The following is a 21,227-nucleotide window of genomic DNA, read 5'->3' on the forward strand; positions in this document are numbered from 1 at the left end:
TAAGTTAGGAGTTGGGATTCAATTAAATCTCAGCAAAACTTTTCATTATATCATAAAATTATTTTGCAAGAGATCTAATGCCTACCTAAATAGTGACGCTTGTTTTTTTATAATAGCAAGCGATTGCTTTTAGCTGTCATTTTCTGCAAGCAGTTCGGTGGCTTTTTGCTGCTTAAATATAAGCGAATAATGGCAAAAATAAATCATAAAAAGCTTGCCAAAATACTTGACAGCAAGAAATTAGCAAAGTAAGTTAGTTATCAATAAACTAAAAATTGTTGCGACAGAAAGTCAAAGACATGAGTGATGGCTTTGAACTTTCTCGATTCAGCTATTTTGCAGTAATTTAGTAGAGCAATATTCATTAATCTGACTAGACTGATTGCAGGTTAACAAGCTTATTTTATCTCCCAGGTGGATTACTAAATTACCACACATGAAAACCCACAAGTAAATCACAGGAAAACCACAAATGGCAACCTATTCAACTATTTTTAATCAGCAATTTGGCTCGTCAAATGAGCCGATTAATGCACTTTTTGAATTCGATCAGGACTTCACGGGCGATGGCTCTAACGATATTCAAGTCACGCTCAGCTTAAACCCAGGCGCTAATTCTGGCACTGAGGATATGCTCGGTGTTGCCTTCCATGTTGCAAACAATGCCGTCAGTGGCTTGCAGATTGGGGATATCGTTCGGTCTGAGCAAAGTAATACTCAAACCCTGAGCACTTTCAACCCCACAGTTGTTATTGGTGCCAATCAGGTAAGCGATAGTGGACCCCTCAATCCTGGCTTTAATACCAGTGGGAGCGGTTCGGCTGAACCCTACGATCTGGGCATCAAATTCAGCGAGCAAGGATCGGGAGAAGGGATCGTCCAGACAGCGACCTTTGTGATCAGCAAACCAGGTGCACCTCTTGACAAGTCGCTGGTCGAGAACACCAACTGGTGGGTGCGCTTGCAGTCCACTAATGGCGGTGGGGACAGTGCCAAAACGGGCGGCGTTATCGGCACGATTACTGGTGGACCAACTCCAAATCCAAGCATCTTCATCGACAAAGTAACCAACGGCGCGGACGGCGTTAACATTCTCGTAAATCAGCCGATTACCTGGACTTACACAGTCAGCAACACCGGCAACGTCCCACTCTCAGGCGTCAGCCTCACCGATGACAAAGAGGGAATCATCACCAACTTCAGTGGCGACGCGAACACCAACACCCTGCTGGATACAAACGAAGTTTGGACTTACACGAAAACCGGCACTGCCCAGGCTGGCAACTACAGCAACACTGGTAACGTTACCGGGACCTACAACGGCACACCTGTAACCGCTTCTGACCCCAGCAGCTACTTCGGTGCGGCTCCTGCGTTCACCATCGAAAAGCTGACTAACGGCTACGATGGCAAGGATATTTTGACAGGTCAGCCGATTACCTGGACTTACAAAGTCACCAACACCGGCAACATTGACCTGACCAACCTGCAGGTCAAAGATGACAACGGCACCCCCGCTAACACCAGTGACGACTTTGTAGTTGGCAGTATTGCCAGCCTGCCCGTGGGTAGCAACCAAACCTTGCAGAAAGCAAGTACCGCCATCACAGGCGCCTATGCTAACATCGGCACGGCAAGCAATACCTACACCGATGGTTCGGGCAATAGCACCCCCCTCAGCGCCACCGACCCCAGCAACTACTTCGGTGCCAATCCTGCCTTGACAATTAACAAACTGACCAACGGCTTCGATGGCAAGGCAATTTTGGCAGGTCAGCCAATAACCTGGACTTACGAAGTCACCAACACCGGCAACGTTAACCTGACCAACGTCGAAGTCAAAGATGACAACGGCACCCCGCTTAACACCAGTGACGACTTTGTAGTTGGCACCATTGCCAGCCTCGCCTCCGGTCAGAGCACCACTGTCCAGAAAACAAGTACCGCCGTTGCCGGCCCCTACGCTAACATCGGGACGGCAAGCAATACCTACACTGATGGTGTGGGCAATCACACAAACGTCAGCGCCACCGACCCCAGCAACTACTTCGGCGCTCGCCCCAGCATTAACATCGAGAAAGTAACGGACAACTCTTCTGTGCAAGGGGATGCCCTGTTAATTCAGCAAGGTAGTCCAGTGACGTGGATTTATACTGTCACCAACACCGGCAACGTCCCTCTCTCTAATGTCCAGGTGACAGATGACAAAGGTGTGGTTCCTATTTACAGCAGTGGTGACACCAACCAAGACGGCAAGCTCGACCTCACAGAAAGCTGGGTTTACAATGCTAGCGGCACTGCCATCTTGGGCGGCTATCAAAATATCGGTACGACCACAGGTTCCTACACCGACGGCTTGAACAACCCCGCAACCCCGACAGCATCCGATCCTAGCTCCTACACAGGCGTGCGGTCTCTGGGAGCGCGGACACCAGGCTTCTGGCAGCGTTGGACTGATGTGTGGGATGGCAATGCCAGCAACGATTCCTCCTTTGCCGGCAAGTCAGATTTCCCAACCAGCGACATCCTGCTCTCACCTTACTCCGCGGCTACAGTAGATCCAGTCACAGGACAGACTGCCTTGGGCATTCTGGTTGGTGACTATAACCGGAATGGAAAGACGGATGCAGGTGAAAATACCGTGTTCTACACCCTTCAGGAAGCTCAGACCATTGTTAACGCTAACCAGAAAGTCCAGCAGGACGTTCGCTACACGATCGATCGCTCCTTGGTTGCCTCTTGGCTGAATTTCCTCGCCGTCAACCCCGCGCCGACTGGAGATATGAACCAAGCGATTACTTGGTTGCAAACATACACTCCCGACGAAAACGGCGATGGCAAGGGAGATGGGAATCTCTCCTTGCAGGCATCAACCTTCCGAGTCCCTGCGAGTTCCCCAGCTTGGGCAAACGCAACTAACACCTACAACGGATTGCCTACTGGCGAAGCGATCAACGGCAAGCTCGATTACTACAACAACACCGGAAAGTTCGGGACTCAGCCTATCTAGTGTTGGCATAACCTAAGTTGCTAGTTAACGCTAGTTGCTAGTTATCACCGCTACTGGCTCTTAAAGGGAAAGGGAAAGGGAAATAGCTTTTCCCTTTTTCTCTTTTTCCCATTTCAACTTTCAAACGCATCTGGCCAGCGAACAATTAAGCTTGGCGGCCCACATTTTACCCACTGCGATTTTTAGGAAAGGAAAATACCGTTCATGCCTATGGTGCAATTCAGAAAACTTGCGTGTGTTTAGCTAGAGAAAATCAGGAACTAGCAGCGGCAATACTTGATAATTTTGCCCTTGCTGGCAATATTGAAGATGTGCCAACAAATGCTCGAAGAACTGTGCAGCGTGTTAGGACACAGATTGATACCCTCTCTCACATTTTAGGAAGCGAAATGATGCACGCTGCACAAGCTATTGACTTAAGATGGCAAAAAAATCCTAAGTTGAAATTATAGATAGTCACTAAAAAATCTTTTAACAGTACAGACAGGTTGTTCCTTTCATGAAAAGCGATCGGGTGTTAACCTATGATACTTAAAAGTCATATTCATTTTTGAAAATCTATCAAAAACAGGTAGAATTATGTTTTTACAATTGTCGAAAACTTACTCGCTTTTGGCTAGCTTAAGAACCATCTTTTATTGGCGTATAAGATTATGAATGCGGTAGCAAAATAGAACTGGCTAGTCCCTAATTATTTCAACTTATATTCCTCCTCATCTGGAGCAGATAACTTCCTCGGAGAGACGCATGCAACAGGTTAAGTGTGCACCACCAAGATTAATAAAAAAGATATTAAATCCCCTAAATCGCTGGCGTAAGTTCCGTAATGGCTCACTAGGTAATCTCAAAGGGGGCCACTGGACAATTCAATCCAAGCTGCAAGGGTTGCTCCTAGGAGTTAGCCTCGGTTCTGTAGTGGTAGTTAGTGGGATTGGCTGGGGGGGTGACAACCCGCCTGAAACTCTGATGGAGTAAAGATTTAGTCAACTTATGCTAAAAAAAGATAGGTAGAAAGCGGGTTTCTCGCCACCGATGCGTCAGCCCTGAAACTGTCGGAAACGTTGATCTAAGCTAAATTATAAAAAATCCACCACTCTTCAATCCTAAAACCCGATGTCCCTCACCGAACAAATCCTCTCCCAACTGCCAGGAGACGCCCTCGGAGGCCTGCGAAAGGTCGATCGACTCTGGGAAAACCTCAAACAAAACACCGCACCAGCACCCCAAGCAGTAAAACACAGCCAACAACCCCTCGAAACCCTCGACTTCGACATAGTTATCGGCGGCGGAACCCTAGGAATATTAATCGGTACAGCCCTAGCCGTGCGGGGTTGGCGAGTAGCCTTGCTCGAACGCGGCACCCTGCGAGGCCGCGAGCAAGAATGGAACATTTCTCGCAAAGAATTAGACGCATTCTTAGAACTAAATTTGCTCTCTGTTGAAGAGATAGAAAAGGCCATAGCCACCGAATACAACCCAGCCCGCATCAGCTTTGCCAACACCCCAGACATTTGGGTGCGCGACGTACTCAACATCGGGATCGACCCAGTTTACCTCCTAGAAACCTTGAAACAGCGATTTCTCCAAGCCGGAGGCAAGCTATTTGAAAATACACCATTTAAAACAGCCACCATTCACCCCAATGGAGTCCTTGTAGAATCGGCAAATACCGATACACAACCTGCTACACATTTATTTAAAACCCGATTATTATTAGACGCAATGGGACATTTTTCCCCCATTGTCCGCCAAGCAAGACAAGGCAAAAAACCCGACGCCGTATGTTTAGTAGTCGGCAGTTGCGCTCAAGGATACCCCAAAAACGACACGGGCGATATATTTGCATCCTTCACGCCAATGCAAAATCAGTGCCAATATTTTTGGGAAGCATTTCCAGCGAGAGACGGCCGCACCACCTACTTATTTACCTACATAGACGCCGACACAGAAAGATTCAGTTTAGAAACATTATTTGAAGAGTATTTGCGCTTGCTTCCCCAGTATCAAAACGTCGAACTCGAACAGTTAAAATTCCAAAGAGCACTTTACGGATTCTTCCCCTGCTATCGTCAAAGTCCTCTAAAAACGCCTTGGGATCGCATACTCCCAGTCGGAGACAGCAGCGGTAGCCAATCTCCCCTCAGCTTCGGCGGTTTCGGCTCAATGGTGCGCCACCTCAAACGCTTGACTCTAGGAATTGACGAAGCTTTGACAAGCGACAGTCTCAGCAAAAATGCCCTGGCACTTTTGCAACCCTACCAGCCGAATCTATCAGTTACCTGGTTGTTTCAGCGTTCGATGAGTGCTGCGATGAATCAAAAAATAGACCCTAATCAAATCAATCAACTTTTGGCTGCCGTATTTCAGGTAATGGAAGAGTTGGGAGAACCGGTACTCAAACCGTTTCTTCAGGATATCGTGCTGTTTCCGGCTTTGTCACAAACCCTGTTTAAAACAGCAATTAGCCATCCCGGATTAGTTCTGAAAATTATCCCGCAGGTAGGAATAGCTAATTTGCTTGATTGGATGGTTCATTATGTAAATTTAGGAATTTATACGGGATTGCAGCCTTTGGGGAAAGCCGTAGAACCCCAGGTGAAAAATTTAGCGCCGGAGCAGCAATACTATTTTCACCGATTAGTTGAAGCCTGGCAATATGGCGCTGGAGGCGATTATTAATCGAACAGGCTCTCTGGCTTGTTCCACAAGAAAATTACTCGTTACCAGGCTGGAGCCTAGGAACCAGTTAACTGATATATTAGTTGTGAGTTATGAAGGAGCTATAACTGCTAAAGCTTCGGGAATCACTCGGAATTTTGCAGGGGTGTGAGTTGTGATTTCACCATCAGTATTAATCGGACGGGGTTTGCTAGTATTAACCTCAAATTCTTGAGCGTGCAAGGCGCGAACGTTAGGCCAACTGGTATGATTTCCTTGCCTCATAGCTGGCAGCAAAGCAATGATTTCCCACCAGTTTTTTGTTTCCAAACTGTACAAATCCAGTCGCTTGTCGTCGATTGTGGCATCCTCGGCAACTGTCATGCCACCGCCGTAGTAGCGGCCGTTGCCAATGGCAATTTGAATAGTTTTAACATTAAAAGATTGGTTTTTGATCTTAATTTGTGCTCGGAACGGTCGCGCTGAAAAAATTGTCTGCAAAGCAGTAAAAGCATAAGCTAACACTCCCCAACGCTGCTTTACGTCTTTAGTCAGCCGCTGGGTAATTTCCACGCTTAGTCCCAAACTGGCAACATTAAAAAAATATTGGCTGTTAACCCAACCCAAGTCTATTAGCCGAACTTTACCGCTGGCAATTACTTGACAAGCTGCTGATAAATCTGTAGGAATCCCCAGAGTGCGGGCTAGGTCGTTAGCTGTTCCCATCGGCAAAATACCCAGGGGTAACTTGGTGTCTATCAAACCTTCTATGGCGGCGTTGAGAGTGCCGTCGCCACCGCCAATTATTACTAATTCGACTCGATTTTGGTAGTGGCGAATAGTGTCGGAAAGTTCGTGGGCGTGGTCGGTAGATTCTACCATTAACTCAAAACCCAGTGTTTCTAATTCTACAGTGGCTTGAGATAATAGCTTTTGCCCTTTTCGGGAGTGCTGGTTTACTAAAAGTAGAGCTTTCTTCATTTGTTAATTTTTAATTAGGAATATTGCGTATTTTAAATTACAAAAAGTATAGCTTGATGCCTTAACTACATCAAATTAATGCTTTACTTCCATTTTACCAGTTATGATGGATTGACAAAAATGTTAAAAAATGGATAATTGTAGCAAAAGATTCGTACAAAGTAGTTCCCTCCCGCTCTGACCTAGCAGCAAAAAACCTCGCTTCTCGATCGAACTTAATTTAAAATCATGTATAATATTTTACAAAAAGCGCAAGTCGCTGCCGATCGCCAAAACTGGCCGGGGTTAGTCGAATGCTTGCAGCAAGTGACAGCCAAAGCCGGCAAGCCGCAGGAACAACACATTTTAGAGCAAGCTGTCAGTTTAGCAATAGAAGCCTTAGAATGGGGCGATTTTCAAGACCGCTGGGAAATTGCTAAAGTATTGCCCAATCTGGGAAATGGCGCGATCGCACCTTTAATTGCCGTACTCGAAGACGAAGACGCAGACACAGAGCCCCGATGGTTCGCCGCCCGCATTCTCGGAAAGTTTGATCGCCCGGAAGTGATTCAAGCTTTAGTAGAATTGGTCAAAAATTCCGACGAAGAATTGAGCCAAATCGCCGCCGAAACCCTAGGAAATTTCGGCCCGACAGCCATAGAATCCCTCGCAACTCTTTTACTCCAAGAAGACTCGCGACAGTTTGCCACAGCAGCACTCGCCCAAATTCGGCGCACCGAAACCATCCCACCGCTGTTGAGCGTAGTCGGAGACTCTCAAGTTGCGGTGCGGGCGCACGCAATCGAGGCCCTGAGCAGCTTTCACGATTCCCGCATTCCGCCGGTACTGGTAGCAGCACTCAAAGATCCGGCGACAGCAGTCAGAAAAGAAGCCGTGCGAGCTCTCGGTGTGCGCGCCTATTTAGATGCAGAATTCGATTTAGTTAACTTGCTCAAACCTTTGCTTTCGGACATCCGATTAGAAGTTTGTCAGCAAGCGGCGATCGCGATCGGGCGAGTAAAAACCGATGCTGCAGCGGCTGCTTTATTTGAATTGTTGCGATCGCCAATAACTCCGGTTGAATTGCAAATCGAAACAGTGCGCGCCCTAAGCTGGATGGAAACTGCAACCGCTTTAGCATATTTGCATCAGACATTAAGGGCGCAATTTACTAACATAAATTCTACTGTTTATCAAGAGATAGTCACTGTCTTAGGGCGCGGAGAAAAGCCGGAATTAAAAGCTGCTGCTGCTGAAATTCTGATTGATTTGCTGAAAACAGGTCATCCGGCCGTGCAGGAGGCCGTCAGCAAAAAATCTTTAGCTTTAGGTTTAGGAAAATTAGGAGACATGAGAGGGCTAGATGCTCTGATTCCAATGTTGGGCGACGCAGACAACAGCGTCAGGCTGCACTGCACGGCTGCGCTCAAACAGCTAAATGCGATCGAGGCCAGGCAGAAATTAGAAAGCTTAGTTAAGCAAGACAATCTCGAACCGAGATTGAAACAAGGAATTGCGATCGCCCTGCAAGAATGGCAAGAAAATTAATCAAAAGATAGAATACCCAAATCCCCAACTTTTTGAAAAAGTCGGGGATCTCATAGCGATCGCATCTTTCTTGTTCCTGACCTCCGTTACATCCGTTAGAGAATCTGTTGCCGAACTTCCTTCGGCTAGATCAGCGATTTTCTTTGTGAATTTGGGCGATCGCACTTGTCACCCGCTCTAAATCTTCATCAGTTAAATTAGATCCAGAAGGCAAACAAAGCCCGTACTCAAATAACTCTTCAGCCACGGCACCGCCAAAACATTCGCAATCAGCAAATACTGGCTGTAAATGTAAAGGTTTCCAAACCGGACGCGCTTCTATTTTCTCTTGAGCAAGTGCTAGGCGAACTTGTTCTCTATCTGCACCGAAAGCGGCTGGATCTATCGTCAAACAAGTCAGCCAGCGAGTAGCTTTTCCAAAAGCAGCTTCCGGCATAAATTCAATTCCAGGCAAGTTTCCTAAAGCTTGTTTGTAAAAATCAAAATTGCGTCGTCTAGCTTCAACTCGCTCATCCAGAACCCGTAATTGACCGCGACCAATTCCCGCCAAAACATTGCTGAGACGATAATTGTAGCCAATTTCTGAATGTTGGTAATGAGGAGCAGGGTCACGGGCTTGTGTCGCCAAGAAACGAGCTTTTTCTACAAGTTTTTGGTCGTCGGAAACTAACATTCCGCCGCCGGAAGTGGTGATAATTTTATTGCCGTTGAATGAGAAAATGCCGATTTTACCAAAGCTTCCAGGCGATCTATTTTTATAGGTAGCCCCTAGAGATTCGGCCGCATCTTCTATTAGCGGAATTTCATAAGCATTGCAAGCTTCTAGAATTGGGTCGATATCGCAACTTTGACCGTAGAGGTGTACGATTACAACAGCTTTGGGTAATTTACCAATTTTTGCTCGTTTGTCAAGTGCTTCTCGGAACAAATCGGGGTTGAGATTCCAAGAAGTGCGATCGCTATCGATAAAAACTGGTTTTGCGCCAAGATAAGTAATCGGGCTAGCAGTTGCAATAAAAGTCAGAGTCGAGCAAAAAACCTCATCTCCCGAACCAACACCAATTAATTGTAAAGCCAAATGCAAAGCCGCGGTTCCGGAACTAACAGCCGCTGCGTGTTTAGCGCCAACTACCTCGCAGAATTCTTGCTCGAAAGCGTCTACATGGGGGCCAACGGGGGCGATCCAGTTGGTGTCAAAGGCTTCTTTGACGAACTCTTGTTCGAGGGAACCCATGTGAGGTGTTGAAAGGAGAATTTGTTTTATCATTACTTTTCCTATTGCTGAACAGTAACAAGCCGATCGCACTTTGAACTTTTTATATTTCCTTCAACCCTGAGCCAACTTTCATTAGGCTTCTCTCCGTTGGCCCAAGCTATTAACGCTGCCGGAATATTTGCCCCTGCCATCTGGGAAAATGGGTATCCACCACCAAAACGCGGGTTTAATTCTAACACGCACAAACCTTTTTGTCCCACCATTACATCGCAGTCCAGGTTACCGATATGACCCAATGTTTGGCCAATTTTCGCACCCAACTGTTTAATTTCTTCATTCTCGACCGTCACAGCCCGATCGGTTTCTCCGGCTCGCATGGTCAGCTTGCGCTTGACAAAAGTCGTAATATATGATCCTTCTAAGTTATTGATAATATCCAGACCGTGTTCTTGTCCGATTACTCGCTCTTGAATTAAGATACACCGATCGGGATCGGACGAACTTACTTCTGCTAAGAAGGATCTCATCAGCGATTTTTTAACAAAGCGATAAGCTAATTCTAATTCTTCATCATCTTCAGGATATTCAATCCCAATTGATGCACTACCCCAGCGGGGTTTAACTACTAAAGGAAAAGATATTTTTCCTTGCTGAATTGCTTCGCGTGCTTCCGGGAGGGAAAGATAGGTTTGTGGGGCAGCAATGCCTAGTTTTTGTAAGAATTGAAAGGTCGCAAACTTGTCAAAACAAATATCGATAGCTTCTGGAGAAGAAACAACTGGAATCGTTCCTATTGCGAGAAAGCGATCGCGTTGTTTTGCTAGGTAAGGTAATTCTAGATCGTTCAGCGGTATCAGCAAGCGCACCTGCTTTTCCTGACAGATATCCAGCAACTTCTCGAAGTATTCGCTATGATTTATCGGCGGCAACAAAAAACTTTCATCAGCTTCTTGTAATGTCGGTGCTTCCAAAGTAGCATCACCAGCAAATACTTTTCCTCCATTACCTAGTGCTTCTTGGAAGAATTTCAACAGATAGTTGCGGCGTCCCGCACAAGTCAAGATTACATTCATATTTTTGATGGTTGGTGAACAGCCGATTCAATATTGAACTTGCAGTGTCCCGTACAAGTCAATAGTACATTTATGTTTTTGCTTCTTATATCACATAAGTAGAGAACACATCCTGAGAAGTTTCTCGCCGTCTGATTAGTGTATACTCGTTCTGGATAGAGTCATAGCTAATTATGGGCGGATTCGGGCGAATAAATGGTGGTTTGAAGACTACAGTATAAGCACCCATATTCTCAAAAACTGCATAATCTCCAATACCTATTTCGCCGGAATAGTCCTTGTATAAACAATCATGTTCCATACAAGTATATCCAACTATATCTACTTGTCCTGCAAGTTTTCTTTGCTCGGCATTTTCATCGTTTCCGTAAACTCGCAAGGACAGATTTTTATCAGTCCCCGTTGGTTTCACGTTGTGGACACTACCAACCACTAGGGCAATTTGACGCGACCGCACAGTTTTTATTCCCACAACTTTTGCGACAAAATTCAATACATCGGAGACAATAGCTACACCCGGTTCAATAATCAATTCCGGCCCAGAGTTATCGCGATATTTGCTTTTTAATTGGGGCGCAACTGCTTCGGCATATTCGTGATATTTGGGAATATAGCCATCAAATTGACTCTTTAAATCCTCAGTCATTTTGCCGTAGAAACCGCCACCTATATCGATAAAATTCGGTTGTTTATTCTTGAAATAATAATCGGTTAATTCTAGAATTCTCTGAGTACGACGCCCGTAGGATTCAGTGCTTCTTGCCGCAGTGGAAATGTGGCAGTGCAATCCATCGACAGAACAATTATTTAATGCTGTCAATCTTTTGAAAGCACGATCGAGTTCGCCTCCTGCTACATCAAACCCAAATCGAGATATGCGAGTGGTGTCAATCTCGAAATTACATCTCAATCCGACCGCTATTTTTTGTTCTGGTAATCTTTCGGCCAAAGCTTCGACCATTTCTACTTCTTCTAAGCAGTCCAAATTGACTATGGAACCAGCCAAAATAGCTTTTTCCAGGTCTTCTTGTTGCTTCAGTGGGCCATTGAAAATGATTCTAGTTGGCGGTACGCCGATCGCGATCGCTAAATCATACTCCATTTGGGAAACAACTTCGGCATATCCTCCCATAGAATGCACGGTTTGGCATAGCTTGGGAATGTAATTAGTTTTGTAAGAATAACCTAGGTTGGTATTGGGATAAATTGAGCTAAAACCCTGAAGAAATTCTTTATAGTTATTTTCAAAGTGTCTAATATCCAAAATGAAAAAAGAATCGCCATATTCTTTTTCTAACTTATGAAGTGTTTGCCAAGAGAGTGCCATTTTTCCATCCTTATACTGCTAAACATTGAGCGGACAACGACGCGCTTTTACTTTTGTCGGAGGCGTCAGATGCACTTCAAATTCTCCCACCAGTTTATATTGTATAACGCACCCTACTAATTATTGTCAATTATTTCCCGTGAAATCTTCAACTGTGGCATGATTAGCTTGGCTGATACCTTCTTTTTTAACTACTTTCCATACCGTCAGGAAAAGTATTTTCAGGTCAAGCCACAAACTCCAATTATCCACATACCAAACATCAAGTTTGAATTTTTGTTGCCAAGAAATGGTATTGCGCCCGTTAATTTGTGCCCACCCTGTAATTCCCGGCATCACGTCATGCCGGCGTGCTTGTTCGGGACTGTAGCGCTCTAGGTATTCTACCATTAAAGGACGCGGCCCCACAAAACTCATATCACCCTTAAGAACGTTCCAAAGTTGGGGTAGTTCATCTAAACTGGTTTTCCGCAGAAATTGACCGATCGCTGTCAGGCGTTCTTCATCACTTAAAAGATTGCCATTCGAGTCGCGATCGCTCGTCATCGTGCGAAACTTGTAGAATTGAAAAACTTCGCCGTTTTGGCCCGGCCGCGGTTGCGTAAAGACAATTGGGCTACCCATGCGAATGTAAATGGCGATCGCCACTATTAGTATCGCGGGAGAGAAAACCAAAAGGGCGATCCCGGCTACTAATCTATCTAATATTGATTTCAATAACCTACTAATCTTTTTGAGGTTATTTTCTTGCTTAAAAGAGGAATTCATCCACAACGCTCCTGGCTAAAATGACCTTTTCCTGCTAGTTAAATCAATTCAACGATTTTTTTGATTCTACCGATGTCGTTCAATATCTCCTGAGTATTATTGTATCTTTTTTTGGGATCGTGTTCTATTGCTTTCTCGATTATATTGGCAAACTCGTCTGAAACTCCCTTCGCATATTTACGCCAGTTTATTTTTTCTGTCTTCTCATTGTACATCGCCTTATCTCTTGGAAACTTACCCGTTAATAGAAATACAAAGCTTTTCCCCAAGGCAAAAATATCTGTCTGGGGCGTGCAATAATGTCTATTTTGTTCTGGGGCCGTATATCCATCTGTTTCATCGCCCTTACCCAATAAAAGCATAGCGCTATAAATCGTAATAGCATAAGTCTTATAGAACAAATTTATGCGGATAGCTGCGCCAAAATCAATCAACACGAACTGTCCGTTATCCTTCCGCATAATATTGTGTGGCTTGATATCCCGATGCAAATATTTTTGCTCGTGAACCACTTTTAAAATACTTGTAATTTTTTCCAACCATTCTAAACCCTGTTCGGCCGAAATTGGTTGATTTTTTTCCACCCACTCTTCTAAATTACAACCATCTATCTTTTCCATTACTATGCAGTGCAATCGTTCTCCTTCATTCAGTTCATATTGAAAATAGCTGTCACATTTAGGAATACCCGGATGATCGAAATGACTTAATACCTTTACTTCTTGCCGGAACAATTGGATAGCTCTCCTATCTTTACCATGAATCTGATTGAGAACTTTTAAAATTTTTGTTTTTCCTCGGTCTTCTACTTCGTAAACGTTACCAAATCCCCGATTGATTCGGATTATGCTTGTGACCCTATAGCGATTTTGTAACATTAAGTCACTGCCACAATTAGGACATTTTCGCCCTGCGTATTCCACTGGTTGATGTGAAGCAATGCAATTTGGATTGATACAAATAATCATTGTTAGTTGGCTAATGTCCTGATAGTTTTCACTTTGAGTTTCCTCAAACCTCCTGATATAAAGCTTCGTATTGCTTGAGGATTTCTGGGACGCTATAAGCTATCATCTTTTCCCGCGCCTGCTTACCCATCTGTTTGGCATCTTCTGGATTATCCAAAATCCATTCCATTGCTTTGGCCATTCCCTTGACATCTCCTAATTTAACTAACAAGCCATTTCCCTCTACTAATAAATCGCGGGTGCCGCGAATCTCTGTACCAATAACAGGAACTTCCATGCACAAAGATTCCATCACACAATTAGGAAGACCTTCTTGGTCGGAAGCAATCAGAGTAGCTACAGAGGCACGCATCAAAACGGGAATATCTCGTCGCAATCCCAAAAAATGCACTTGCTTTTGAATTCCCAACTCGGATGCGAGTTGCTGCATTTCCTGTAAAATTCGGCCATGGCCGGCAAAAGCTAAGTGAACTTGAGGCCGTTCTAGTTGAGCTAATGCCTTTAAAATATCCCAAGGACGCTTGCGAGGAATAAATTCAGCCACTGATAAAAACACAGAGTTTTCCGGTGCCAATCCCAACTCTTGACGTACTCGCATTATCTCAGCTTCAGAAATAGCATGGGGATTAAAGCGATCAATATTTAATCCAGTTCCGGGAATGTAATGGACTCGTTCGGCAGCAATCAAACCATAACGTTTTGCCGCTGCTTCATCTTGCCGATTAACCACTACTAGATAGTCCGTCCAAGGCCCTGCAATCTTTTCCAGTCCCAAGAATATCGCATTTTTATGCGGTGCCCCTCCTTCGTAGAAGTGAAAACCTTGGGCTGTGTAGATTACTTTTACTTTTCCCTGCTTTCTCCAATTATTGAGAGCGTAGCGGGTAACAAAAGCAGCTACAGGCGTAGAAACATTTACTAAGTCGTATTGCTCTTGCAAAAATGCCTGCCGAACTTGTGCGGGAGCAGTAATCAAATTTTTGGGCTCCAGGGGATTGCGCGACCATTCAACATCCCAAACGCGATCGAACAATTGTGAGTATTCTTTGCTAGTGGAAAGTTCTTTCGCCATTGCATCTACCTGCCAGCCTTGCCCGCGCAAATGCTTGGTCAAAGGCAGAAAAAAGTCAAGGGTTTCCGGGATAGTAGTAACAATTAAAAGTTTCTTCATATTTTTTGTTTCTCTTTCAACCATCCTTCTGTTTGCTCTCGCACGTAGCGATAAAATATGAGCCGCTGCTGGCGGAGAACTTCATCGGTATACTCTTTGGCTTTCTCCAAGTTACGGGCAGACATCCGCGCCATGCGATCGGGATCTGTTACTACCTCCCGAATTTTACTCGCTAAGGCTGCTACATCACCGGGCGACACCATATCTTCATCAGGCAGTAATTCGGGAATGCCACCGACGGTAGAGCCAATACAAGGCAAAGCTCTTGCCATTGCTTCTACCATTGCTCTGGGCAAGCCTTCTTGGTATGAGGGGAGAATGAAAAGGTGGGCGCGATCAAGCTGGGCGCGTACTGCATCCCCAGATGGCAACTGACCGAGGAAAGAAACTCGCTTTCCCAAGCCCAATGCTTTGGCTTCTTCTTCCAGTTCTGCTCTGTATTGGCCATCGCCAACCATAATTAATTCAATATTGAGCCCCTCCTGCATACAGATTGCCACAGCTTCAATCAAAATATTGGGAGCTTTATATAGTTGGGCTAAGGAACCTACAAACAGGAGCGTAAAAATTCCTGTTTCCCCGCGCAGGGGACGGGGTGCAGCCACGAGCGAATCTTCTAAAATTTCTACATCCGATACACCAATCGATAAATTGGGGCAAGGATATCGTTTTTGTAAAGCTTCTTTGGTCACATAGGCAGCAGCACAGGCTTCTTGACATTCCCGCCGCAAACCTCTGGGAAACCACCAACGAAAAATAGGGCGCAAGGGATGCTTGATAGAACCGGGCGCAAACACATCATAAGGGTCTGCCACAATTTCCACACCGTAAGGATGTCTTTCTTTACACAACATCGGTTGGATGCAGGAAGCAATTTGGGAACTCAGCCTTAAAATCACCGCATCATCTGGGCTAACAGCATTTCTGGCCGCCTGTTTGACTTCTCGCGCCTTGCGGAGATACTGCCAAGGGCCGATGTAGTATGGAATGGGGGCAAAGGAAACTCCCTCGCCGTCTGCGCGTTGCCAATCTGAAGGCACGCTGGGTACATCGCGGGTACGGGCTACTACGCTGACGCGATCGAATACTTCTAAGTAGCGCGTCCAGAAGCTATAGGGAAAGGTTGTTTGCGTCCACACTTTTCCATCGGGCGTGCGATCGAACCGATATTCAAGACTTACAACAACTTTCATCAATCGACAGCCCCGAAACTTAAATTACTAGAAACCTACCAGTCCTAGTCGCTCGACCAGAACCACAAAATTTATTTATATATATAAAAATTTAATTTTGTATTGTCAATTTCTTTTTCCTTATCCCAAATTTTTGGCAAAGCCATTTATAATTTAATTTATAACCTGACATCTCTCTTTGGGGATATATTTATAATTTCTTAACAGTTTTTCAACAAAGCTTCATGTTATCTTCATTTTTGTTTACGTATCGCACTTGCGATCGCTCCTACTGGAAACAAAGGCTATGGGATATAGAATCTCAAAAATCGTCCTAATTAAAACCTTGTTGCTTACGCTAGGATTAGGATTTATAGTAATTTTATCCTTTAGCATTTTAAATAAAGTTAACACTCAACGAAAACCGGATGTAACTGCGGAAAATTGGCAGCAGTCTATCCCAACTGGCAGTGAGATAGCGCGGGCTGCATCTGCAGGAGCGTCCCAATTAACAAGTAATCCTGATTTACAGCAATCGTCTCTCAATGTTAGAGTTACTCCCCCGATTCAATCTACCAGGTTGGCAAAACCTGTTACTGTTTCTGTAAAAGACTTTGGAGCTATTGGCAACGGCATTGCAGATGACACCCGCGCTATTCAAAAAGCAATTGATGCCGTGAATGAGTCAGGAGGAGGAGTGGTATTTTTCCCCAGCGGTACTTATAAAGTTACCATTAATCCGGGCGCATCACAAGCTATTAAGATTCGGCCTAAGTTGACTCTTAGAGGAGCAGGATATAAAAACACTACGCTCGTGTTAGGCGAGCACCAAGGTAATTATAACTCAATTTTAGCGGGAGAAAAACCACAGACCGACATTTCTGATTTTGAGATGTACGATCTGACAATTGATGCTAATTCAACCAACAATCCAATACGGACTCAATCTGATATTCCAGCAGAGGGAAAACCTAGATACGCTCTCCAAATATTTGCCGGAAGAAGGATTCGTATAGAACGCTGTAGATTTACAAATCAAAACAACCTCAATACTATTACCCTTAACAGTAATGAAGAATTGGTATCAGATGCAATCATTAATAACAACATATTTGAAAGGATTGGTGGAGGTAACATAGATTACGATCATTCAACCATCTACACTTATGGTAAACGAATTGAGATATCCAATAACTATTTTTCTAGCCGAAATGGAGCGGGTACTAATGGCGCAAGAACAGCAATAGAAATACATGGAGATGACCATCTTCTAAAAGCCAATGTAATTGATGGATTCACCAACGGAATTAATATTACAGGTTATGCCCGCAGTTCCAATAATCAGATAGTAGCTGATAATGTCATTAAAGAAGCGTACACTGGCATTACAATTTGGTCATACTTTCACAGGGGTAATACGGTGAATCCCGGTCTTGCTAATTGCATAATTGCCAACAACCAAATTACCTTGAATATCAAAGATTGGCGTAAATTATGGGGCGATACTAGCAGTGCGGGTATTTGGTTAGAGCCAAAATCCGATGCGCCGATAGAAAATTTTAACATCCTTAATAACGAAATAACATTTACAAATTACGCCGATAGAGGTACAGTTAAAGATAATCTCGCTAATGGCATAAATCTATGGAGATATTCATCTCCCAATGTTGCAACTAAAAATATTCGGATTTTAGGGAACAAAATTAAAAATTCTATGGCTGCTGGCATTTATATATCGATGCCAATCGAAAAAGGTGAAATATCGCAAAACACGATTCTCAATCCCGGACAAAGCAAGGGTTCTTTTCACGATGACTACAGAGCGGCTATGATTGTGGACGGAAAATTCAATGATGTTAAGATTAATGAAAATTTGCTGGTTGATAATCAGCGAATAAACACCATGAAAGGCGGCATTATTTGGTTTGGTGATTGTGAAGCAAAATGTGAAGTACGAGGCAATTCTTTAAATATAGCTAGTGGTGCTGTGCTGGAAATTTTTCGATCTAAATCTCCCAGATCGCGTATTTTAGATCGAGTTTCAGGAACGCTACACGATCGAGTGAAAAGTATTCCTTTATACTAATTGTTTAGTAAGATTTAAGCAGGAGTAGTAATGACCGAGATATCTGTATTAAAAAAAATAACACTAAGAAAGGTGACAGGCATTCTTCGTGGCTCTCTCCTGAAGTTGTTTGCTCGCTCCTGCGGTTTTCCAGTCACTATAGAGCATGAAGTGCGATTTCTCGATTCAAGAAGTATAGATATTGGCAAGCGGGTAATGATTCGTTGGCATACTCAAATTCATGAAAATGTTAAGATTGGAAACAACGTTTTTATTGGAAAATACTGCGATATAGGAAAGAACGTAGTCATAGAAGATGCTGTTACTTTAGCAGATCATGTAACTATTCTTGGTAATACACATCATTATAATGACCCCGAGAACAGAGCAGGAGAAATTTACTCTCCAGGTACAAAGATTATTGGTAAAGGTGCTTGGATAGGACAGAGCGCAATTGTTCTCCCCCAGGTTAGATATATAGGACGGGGATCGGTAATAGGAGCGGGTGCTATTGTAACCAAAGATGTTCAGGATCATACTATAGTAGGCGGAAATCCTGCAAAAGTAATTAGAGTCCTATCCGCTTCGCCAGAAAAGGGATAGTGAAGGTGGCTGTTCGGATGAAAATATCTTATATTCTGATGCTAAAACTGGTTCCTTAAATTTCGAGCAATTCTTCGGAGAGCTTATTTTATAAGTTTTTTGGAGCGTGACGAGCTTAACAAATAAACCGCCATGTAAGGAAATAACGAATACCATACCAAAGAGCGGACTTGAAGAGCAGATTCACAACGGGCATAGAATAGGAAAGAGGAAGTAAAGCTGGCAACCATTGCCATTTTACCTGGATCACCAGTTCTAGTGGCCCATAAAACAAGCTTTGTGAAAAGAAAACCAATTATTGCCAAGGTGATTGGCGCTCCAAACCAACCAAAATTAAGATAAGCTTCAGCAATAAAAGAGTACCCCAAACCACCGCCACGGGCGGCAAATTCTGGGTTGACTGCCCAGGTCAACCAACGACCGGGATAACCTCTAGCTACGCTAGGATGGAGTTTCCAAAACAAATTGGGTACTAAGGTGAGCAAGGCATAAAAGTATTCTGCTCCCATTTGAAATGCCCTGACCTTCGGAACTAATTCGATGGTATATGCAACTGTATTCATGGAACCACCCATTTCCGATAAAATTGCTACAACAGGGTTATTAATAGACGAAAATGTCTCTACTAGTGCATCAACAGATAACCGATCTGCACCCGAAGAATTTCTACTAGCTCCAACCAAAGGCAAAACAATAAATACTAGGAAACCACTTAAACTAAATAAAAGGGTTTTAGGTAGGGGTCTAATACATTGATGCCAGAGCCATGCAAAGGCAAGCAGTGGCATCATTGCTGTATTTCTTTGACCTAAGAAAAAATACATCATGGCGTACATCATTATTACCAAGCCAGCTACTATTTTGCCCTTAGTGTTATCCTTACTTCCCGCTAGTATAAACAAAGCTGCTGGCACTAAAAAACCAGCTACAATCGCAGGCGCAGCATCAACGCTTGTAGCCTCCTCTTTTTGATATAGGGCAAAATAACCACCCGATAAAACAGTAGTAAGAGATTCTTTTAGTATTAAAAGAGAAGGCAGGAAAGATATGGAAAGCAAAGCCCATCCCACTTGATAAACTTCTTTTATTTCTGAAAAATTTGTGTTTTTCTGAGAGTCAGGAGTTTGAGAGATTACTTTTGCTTTGGCTGCGCCAATTAAAGCACCTAAGTGGAAGAATGCTAACCCAAGATCAACAAGAAATATCGTTTCTAATAAAGTATCTGAGGTAAAGTCGCCGTCCAAAAGTTGATTTGAATTGCAATTAAATATTTCTAAAAGTATTTGTCCCCCATTAAATATTAAAGCGGAGGTGAAAAATAAAATATAAGGACTGAATAAACTTTTTGTAACAGCAGACCAAGACCAAAAACACCAAATGGTTAGGAAAAGTAAAAAACAGCATAAAGGATAAATCATCGGCTCGGATTCATAATTTAGCTGTATATATAAAAGGCCGGAAGTAACCAAAGCCGTACACACCAAAATATGTGCAACAAGAATGAGTAGGCTATTTTCATCTACTCTTATAGGTTTTCTCGTATTCATAGGTGTAGATTTTGGTAAGTGAATTGACATTAAAAGTAATATTAAATTCGCTGTTTTCTAAGATAGCTAAACTATCAGCTTGGCTAATCCTTAAGACAGCATTTCTCACCGATAAAATTGTCTTAGCCCAAACTGAGGCTGGTTGGGATAGGCTGATTCTTTGTATTAACGGCTTAACCCGATCGACCTCCTCTGTAATCACATCCGACAAAATAAAGGGCAGTCCAGCAGCTTGAGCTTCTATGCCAACCACTGGTAATCCTTCATGTAGTGATGGCAAAAGGAATACATTCATCGCGCCTAACATCAATCGGGGTACGTTAGACTGAACACCTGCAAAAATAACCCGCTCGGCTAAACCCATCTGCTTGACTTTCTGCTCTACTGCCGATCGCAAAGGCCCTTCTCCCACGAGCAAGAGGCGCATCTTGGGTTCTTCCTTAGCCACCTCGGCAGCAATCTCCACCAGAAACTCATGGTTTTTTTGTTCGTCAAATCTGCCCACATGACCGATCGTGAAGGTATCCGCAGGGATACCGAATTCTGCGCGAACAGCCGCCCGATCCACAACATGGTTAAATGTTGTCAAGTCGATGCCACAGTAAAAAATCCGCCAACGCGGGTCCCGCTCCCAAGCAGGGCCAAATAGGTTGGCGCTTGCCTTGCCACTGCATCCCAGACCTGCTGTGGCATAACGGGCAATCCACCATTTCGTTAAACCTACATACAGACGCCGATACAATCCTGCCTTCGCTTCCAGCGCCGAGGTATCGTTATGGCTGTGGGCAATGCAGATAAGTACACCCGCCTGCCTTGCCGTGCGGAGAACTAAGCCAGTGAAGTGATGAACGTGGCTGTGGACAATATCATAAGGTCCATACTGGCGTAATATCTTTTTCAAGTCAGCGCCATATATCCAAGGTTTGGAAGTATGGGGACAGGGAATAATGCGACTGCCAAGGGCCCGAATTTCGTCATCGTAAGCACCCGGTTCTGTTGTATGGACTAGAAAGTCCATTTGAAAGCGAGCGCGATCGATGTTTCGCAAAACGTGCATCAGCCAAGTTTCAATCCCCCCTCGGTTCATGCCACCTACAACATGGAGTATTCGGATGGAAGGCTTATCAAATAACATCTTCTG

The 21,227-nt window shown here is 44.1% G+C and carries 16 protein-coding genes; 6 read left to right on the forward strand and 10 right to left on the reverse strand.

The window, feature by feature from the left end:
- Positions 1 to 472 precede the first annotated feature (472 nt).
- The 3 genes from QUA34_RS24205 (at position 473) to QUA34_RS24215 (ending at position 5,689) form a co-directional block, all read left to right on the forward strand.
- Entirely contained in the window at positions 473 to 3,010 is a 2,538-nt protein-coding gene (locus QUA34_RS24205) for a DUF7507 domain-containing protein (RefSeq protein WP_333389599.1), read from the forward strand.
- A gap of 173 nt (positions 3,011 to 3,183) precedes the next feature.
- Entirely contained in the window at positions 3,184 to 3,462 is a 279-nt protein-coding gene (locus tag QUA34_RS24210; protein WP_333389653.1) for an aromatic amino acid lyase, read from the forward strand.
- A 661-nt stretch (positions 3,463 to 4,123) separates the two neighbouring features.
- Positions 4,124 to 5,689, forward strand: a complete 1,566-nt coding sequence (locus QUA34_RS24215) for an FAD-dependent oxidoreductase (protein WP_333389601.1) — start codon at positions 4,124 to 4,126, stop codon at positions 5,687 to 5,689.
- Between the two features lie 90 nt (positions 5,690 to 5,779).
- Here QUA34_RS24215 and QUA34_RS24220 read toward each other — a convergent pair whose 3' ends face one another.
- Positions 5,780 to 6,649, reverse strand: a complete 870-nt coding sequence (locus QUA34_RS24220) for a lipid kinase (protein WP_333389603.1) — start codon at positions 6,647 to 6,649, stop codon at positions 5,780 to 5,782.
- Positions 6,650 to 6,877: 228 nt separating this feature from the next.
- Between QUA34_RS24220 and QUA34_RS24225 the strand changes: the two genes are divergently transcribed.
- Positions 6,878 to 8,176 (forward strand): HEAT repeat domain-containing protein, encoded by a 1,299-nt coding sequence (locus tag QUA34_RS24225; protein ID WP_333389605.1) that lies wholly within the window; start codon positions 6,878 to 6,880, stop codon positions 8,174 to 8,176.
- Positions 8,177 to 8,306: 130 nt separating this feature from the next.
- On the opposite strand, the gene QUA34_RS24230 is transcribed toward QUA34_RS24225, so the two are convergent.
- From QUA34_RS24230 to QUA34_RS24260, 7 genes are all read right to left on the reverse strand, one after another.
- Positions 8,307 to 9,443, reverse strand: coding sequence for a DegT/DnrJ/EryC1/StrS family aminotransferase (locus QUA34_RS24230; RefSeq protein ID WP_333389607.1), 1,137 nt, complete (start codon positions 9,441 to 9,443; stop codon positions 8,307 to 8,309).
- Between the two features lie 8 nt (positions 9,444 to 9,451).
- Positions 9,452 to 10,465 carry an ATP-grasp domain-containing protein gene (locus QUA34_RS24235; RefSeq protein ID WP_333389609.1) on the reverse strand — a complete coding sequence of 338 codons (1,014 nt, stop codon included), beginning with the start codon at positions 10,463 to 10,465 and terminating at the stop codon, positions 9,452 to 9,454.
- An 85-nt stretch (positions 10,466 to 10,550) separates the two neighbouring features.
- A complete protein-coding gene (locus tag QUA34_RS24240) occupies positions 10,551 to 11,792 on the reverse strand; it encodes an alanine racemase (RefSeq protein ID WP_333389611.1) in 1,242 nt (413 codons plus the stop codon).
- A 126-nt stretch (positions 11,793 to 11,918) separates the two neighbouring features.
- Positions 11,919 to 12,560 (reverse strand): sugar transferase, encoded by a 642-nt coding sequence (locus QUA34_RS24245; protein WP_333389613.1) that lies wholly within the window; start codon positions 12,558 to 12,560, stop codon positions 11,919 to 11,921.
- A 38-nt stretch (positions 12,561 to 12,598) separates the two neighbouring features.
- Positions 12,599 to 13,438: a serine/threonine-protein kinase gene (locus tag QUA34_RS24250; RefSeq protein WP_333389616.1), complete on the reverse strand. Its 840-nt coding sequence runs from the start codon at positions 13,436 to 13,438 to the stop codon at positions 12,599 to 12,601.
- A 133-nt stretch (positions 13,439 to 13,571) separates the two neighbouring features.
- Positions 13,572 to 14,699: a glycosyltransferase family 4 protein gene (locus QUA34_RS24255; protein WP_333389618.1), complete on the reverse strand. Its 1,128-nt coding sequence runs from the start codon at positions 14,697 to 14,699 to the stop codon at positions 13,572 to 13,574.
- Entirely contained in the window at positions 14,696 to 15,892 is a 1,197-nt protein-coding gene (locus tag QUA34_RS24260; RefSeq protein ID WP_333389620.1) for a glycosyltransferase family 4 protein, read from the reverse strand. The genes QUA34_RS24255 and QUA34_RS24260 overlap by 4 nt, the downstream gene beginning before the upstream one ends.
- Positions 15,893 to 16,178: 286 nt before the next feature.
- On the opposite strand from QUA34_RS24260, the gene QUA34_RS24265 reads away from it, so the two are divergent.
- On the forward strand, positions 16,179 to 17,957 hold the full coding sequence (locus tag QUA34_RS24265; RefSeq protein WP_333389622.1) for a glycosyl hydrolase family 28-related protein: 1,779 nt from the start codon (positions 16,179 to 16,181) through the stop codon (positions 17,955 to 17,957).
- Between the two features lie 30 nt (positions 17,958 to 17,987).
- Positions 17,988 to 18,539 (forward strand): acyltransferase, encoded by a 552-nt coding sequence (locus QUA34_RS24270; protein WP_333389624.1) that lies wholly within the window; start codon positions 17,988 to 17,990, stop codon positions 18,537 to 18,539.
- Between the two features lie 83 nt (positions 18,540 to 18,622).
- On the opposite strand, the gene QUA34_RS24275 is transcribed toward QUA34_RS24270, so the two are convergent.
- Together QUA34_RS24275 and QUA34_RS24280 are read right to left on the reverse strand one after the other, a co-directional pair.
- Positions 18,623 to 20,086, reverse strand: coding sequence for an O-antigen polysaccharide polymerase Wzy family protein (locus tag QUA34_RS24275; RefSeq protein ID WP_333389626.1), 1,464 nt, complete (start codon positions 20,084 to 20,086; stop codon positions 18,623 to 18,625).
- Positions 20,055 to 21,221 (reverse strand): glycosyltransferase family 1 protein, encoded by a 1,167-nt coding sequence (locus QUA34_RS24280; protein ID WP_333389628.1) that lies wholly within the window; start codon positions 21,219 to 21,221, stop codon positions 20,055 to 20,057. The genes QUA34_RS24275 and QUA34_RS24280 overlap by 32 nt, the downstream gene beginning before the upstream one ends.
- Between the last annotated feature and the right edge of the window lie 6 nt (positions 21,222 to 21,227).

Source organism: Microcoleus sp. POL10_C6 (assembly GCF_036701585.1).
GTDB lineage: Bacteria > Cyanobacteriota > Cyanobacteriia > Cyanobacteriales > Microcoleaceae > Microcoleus.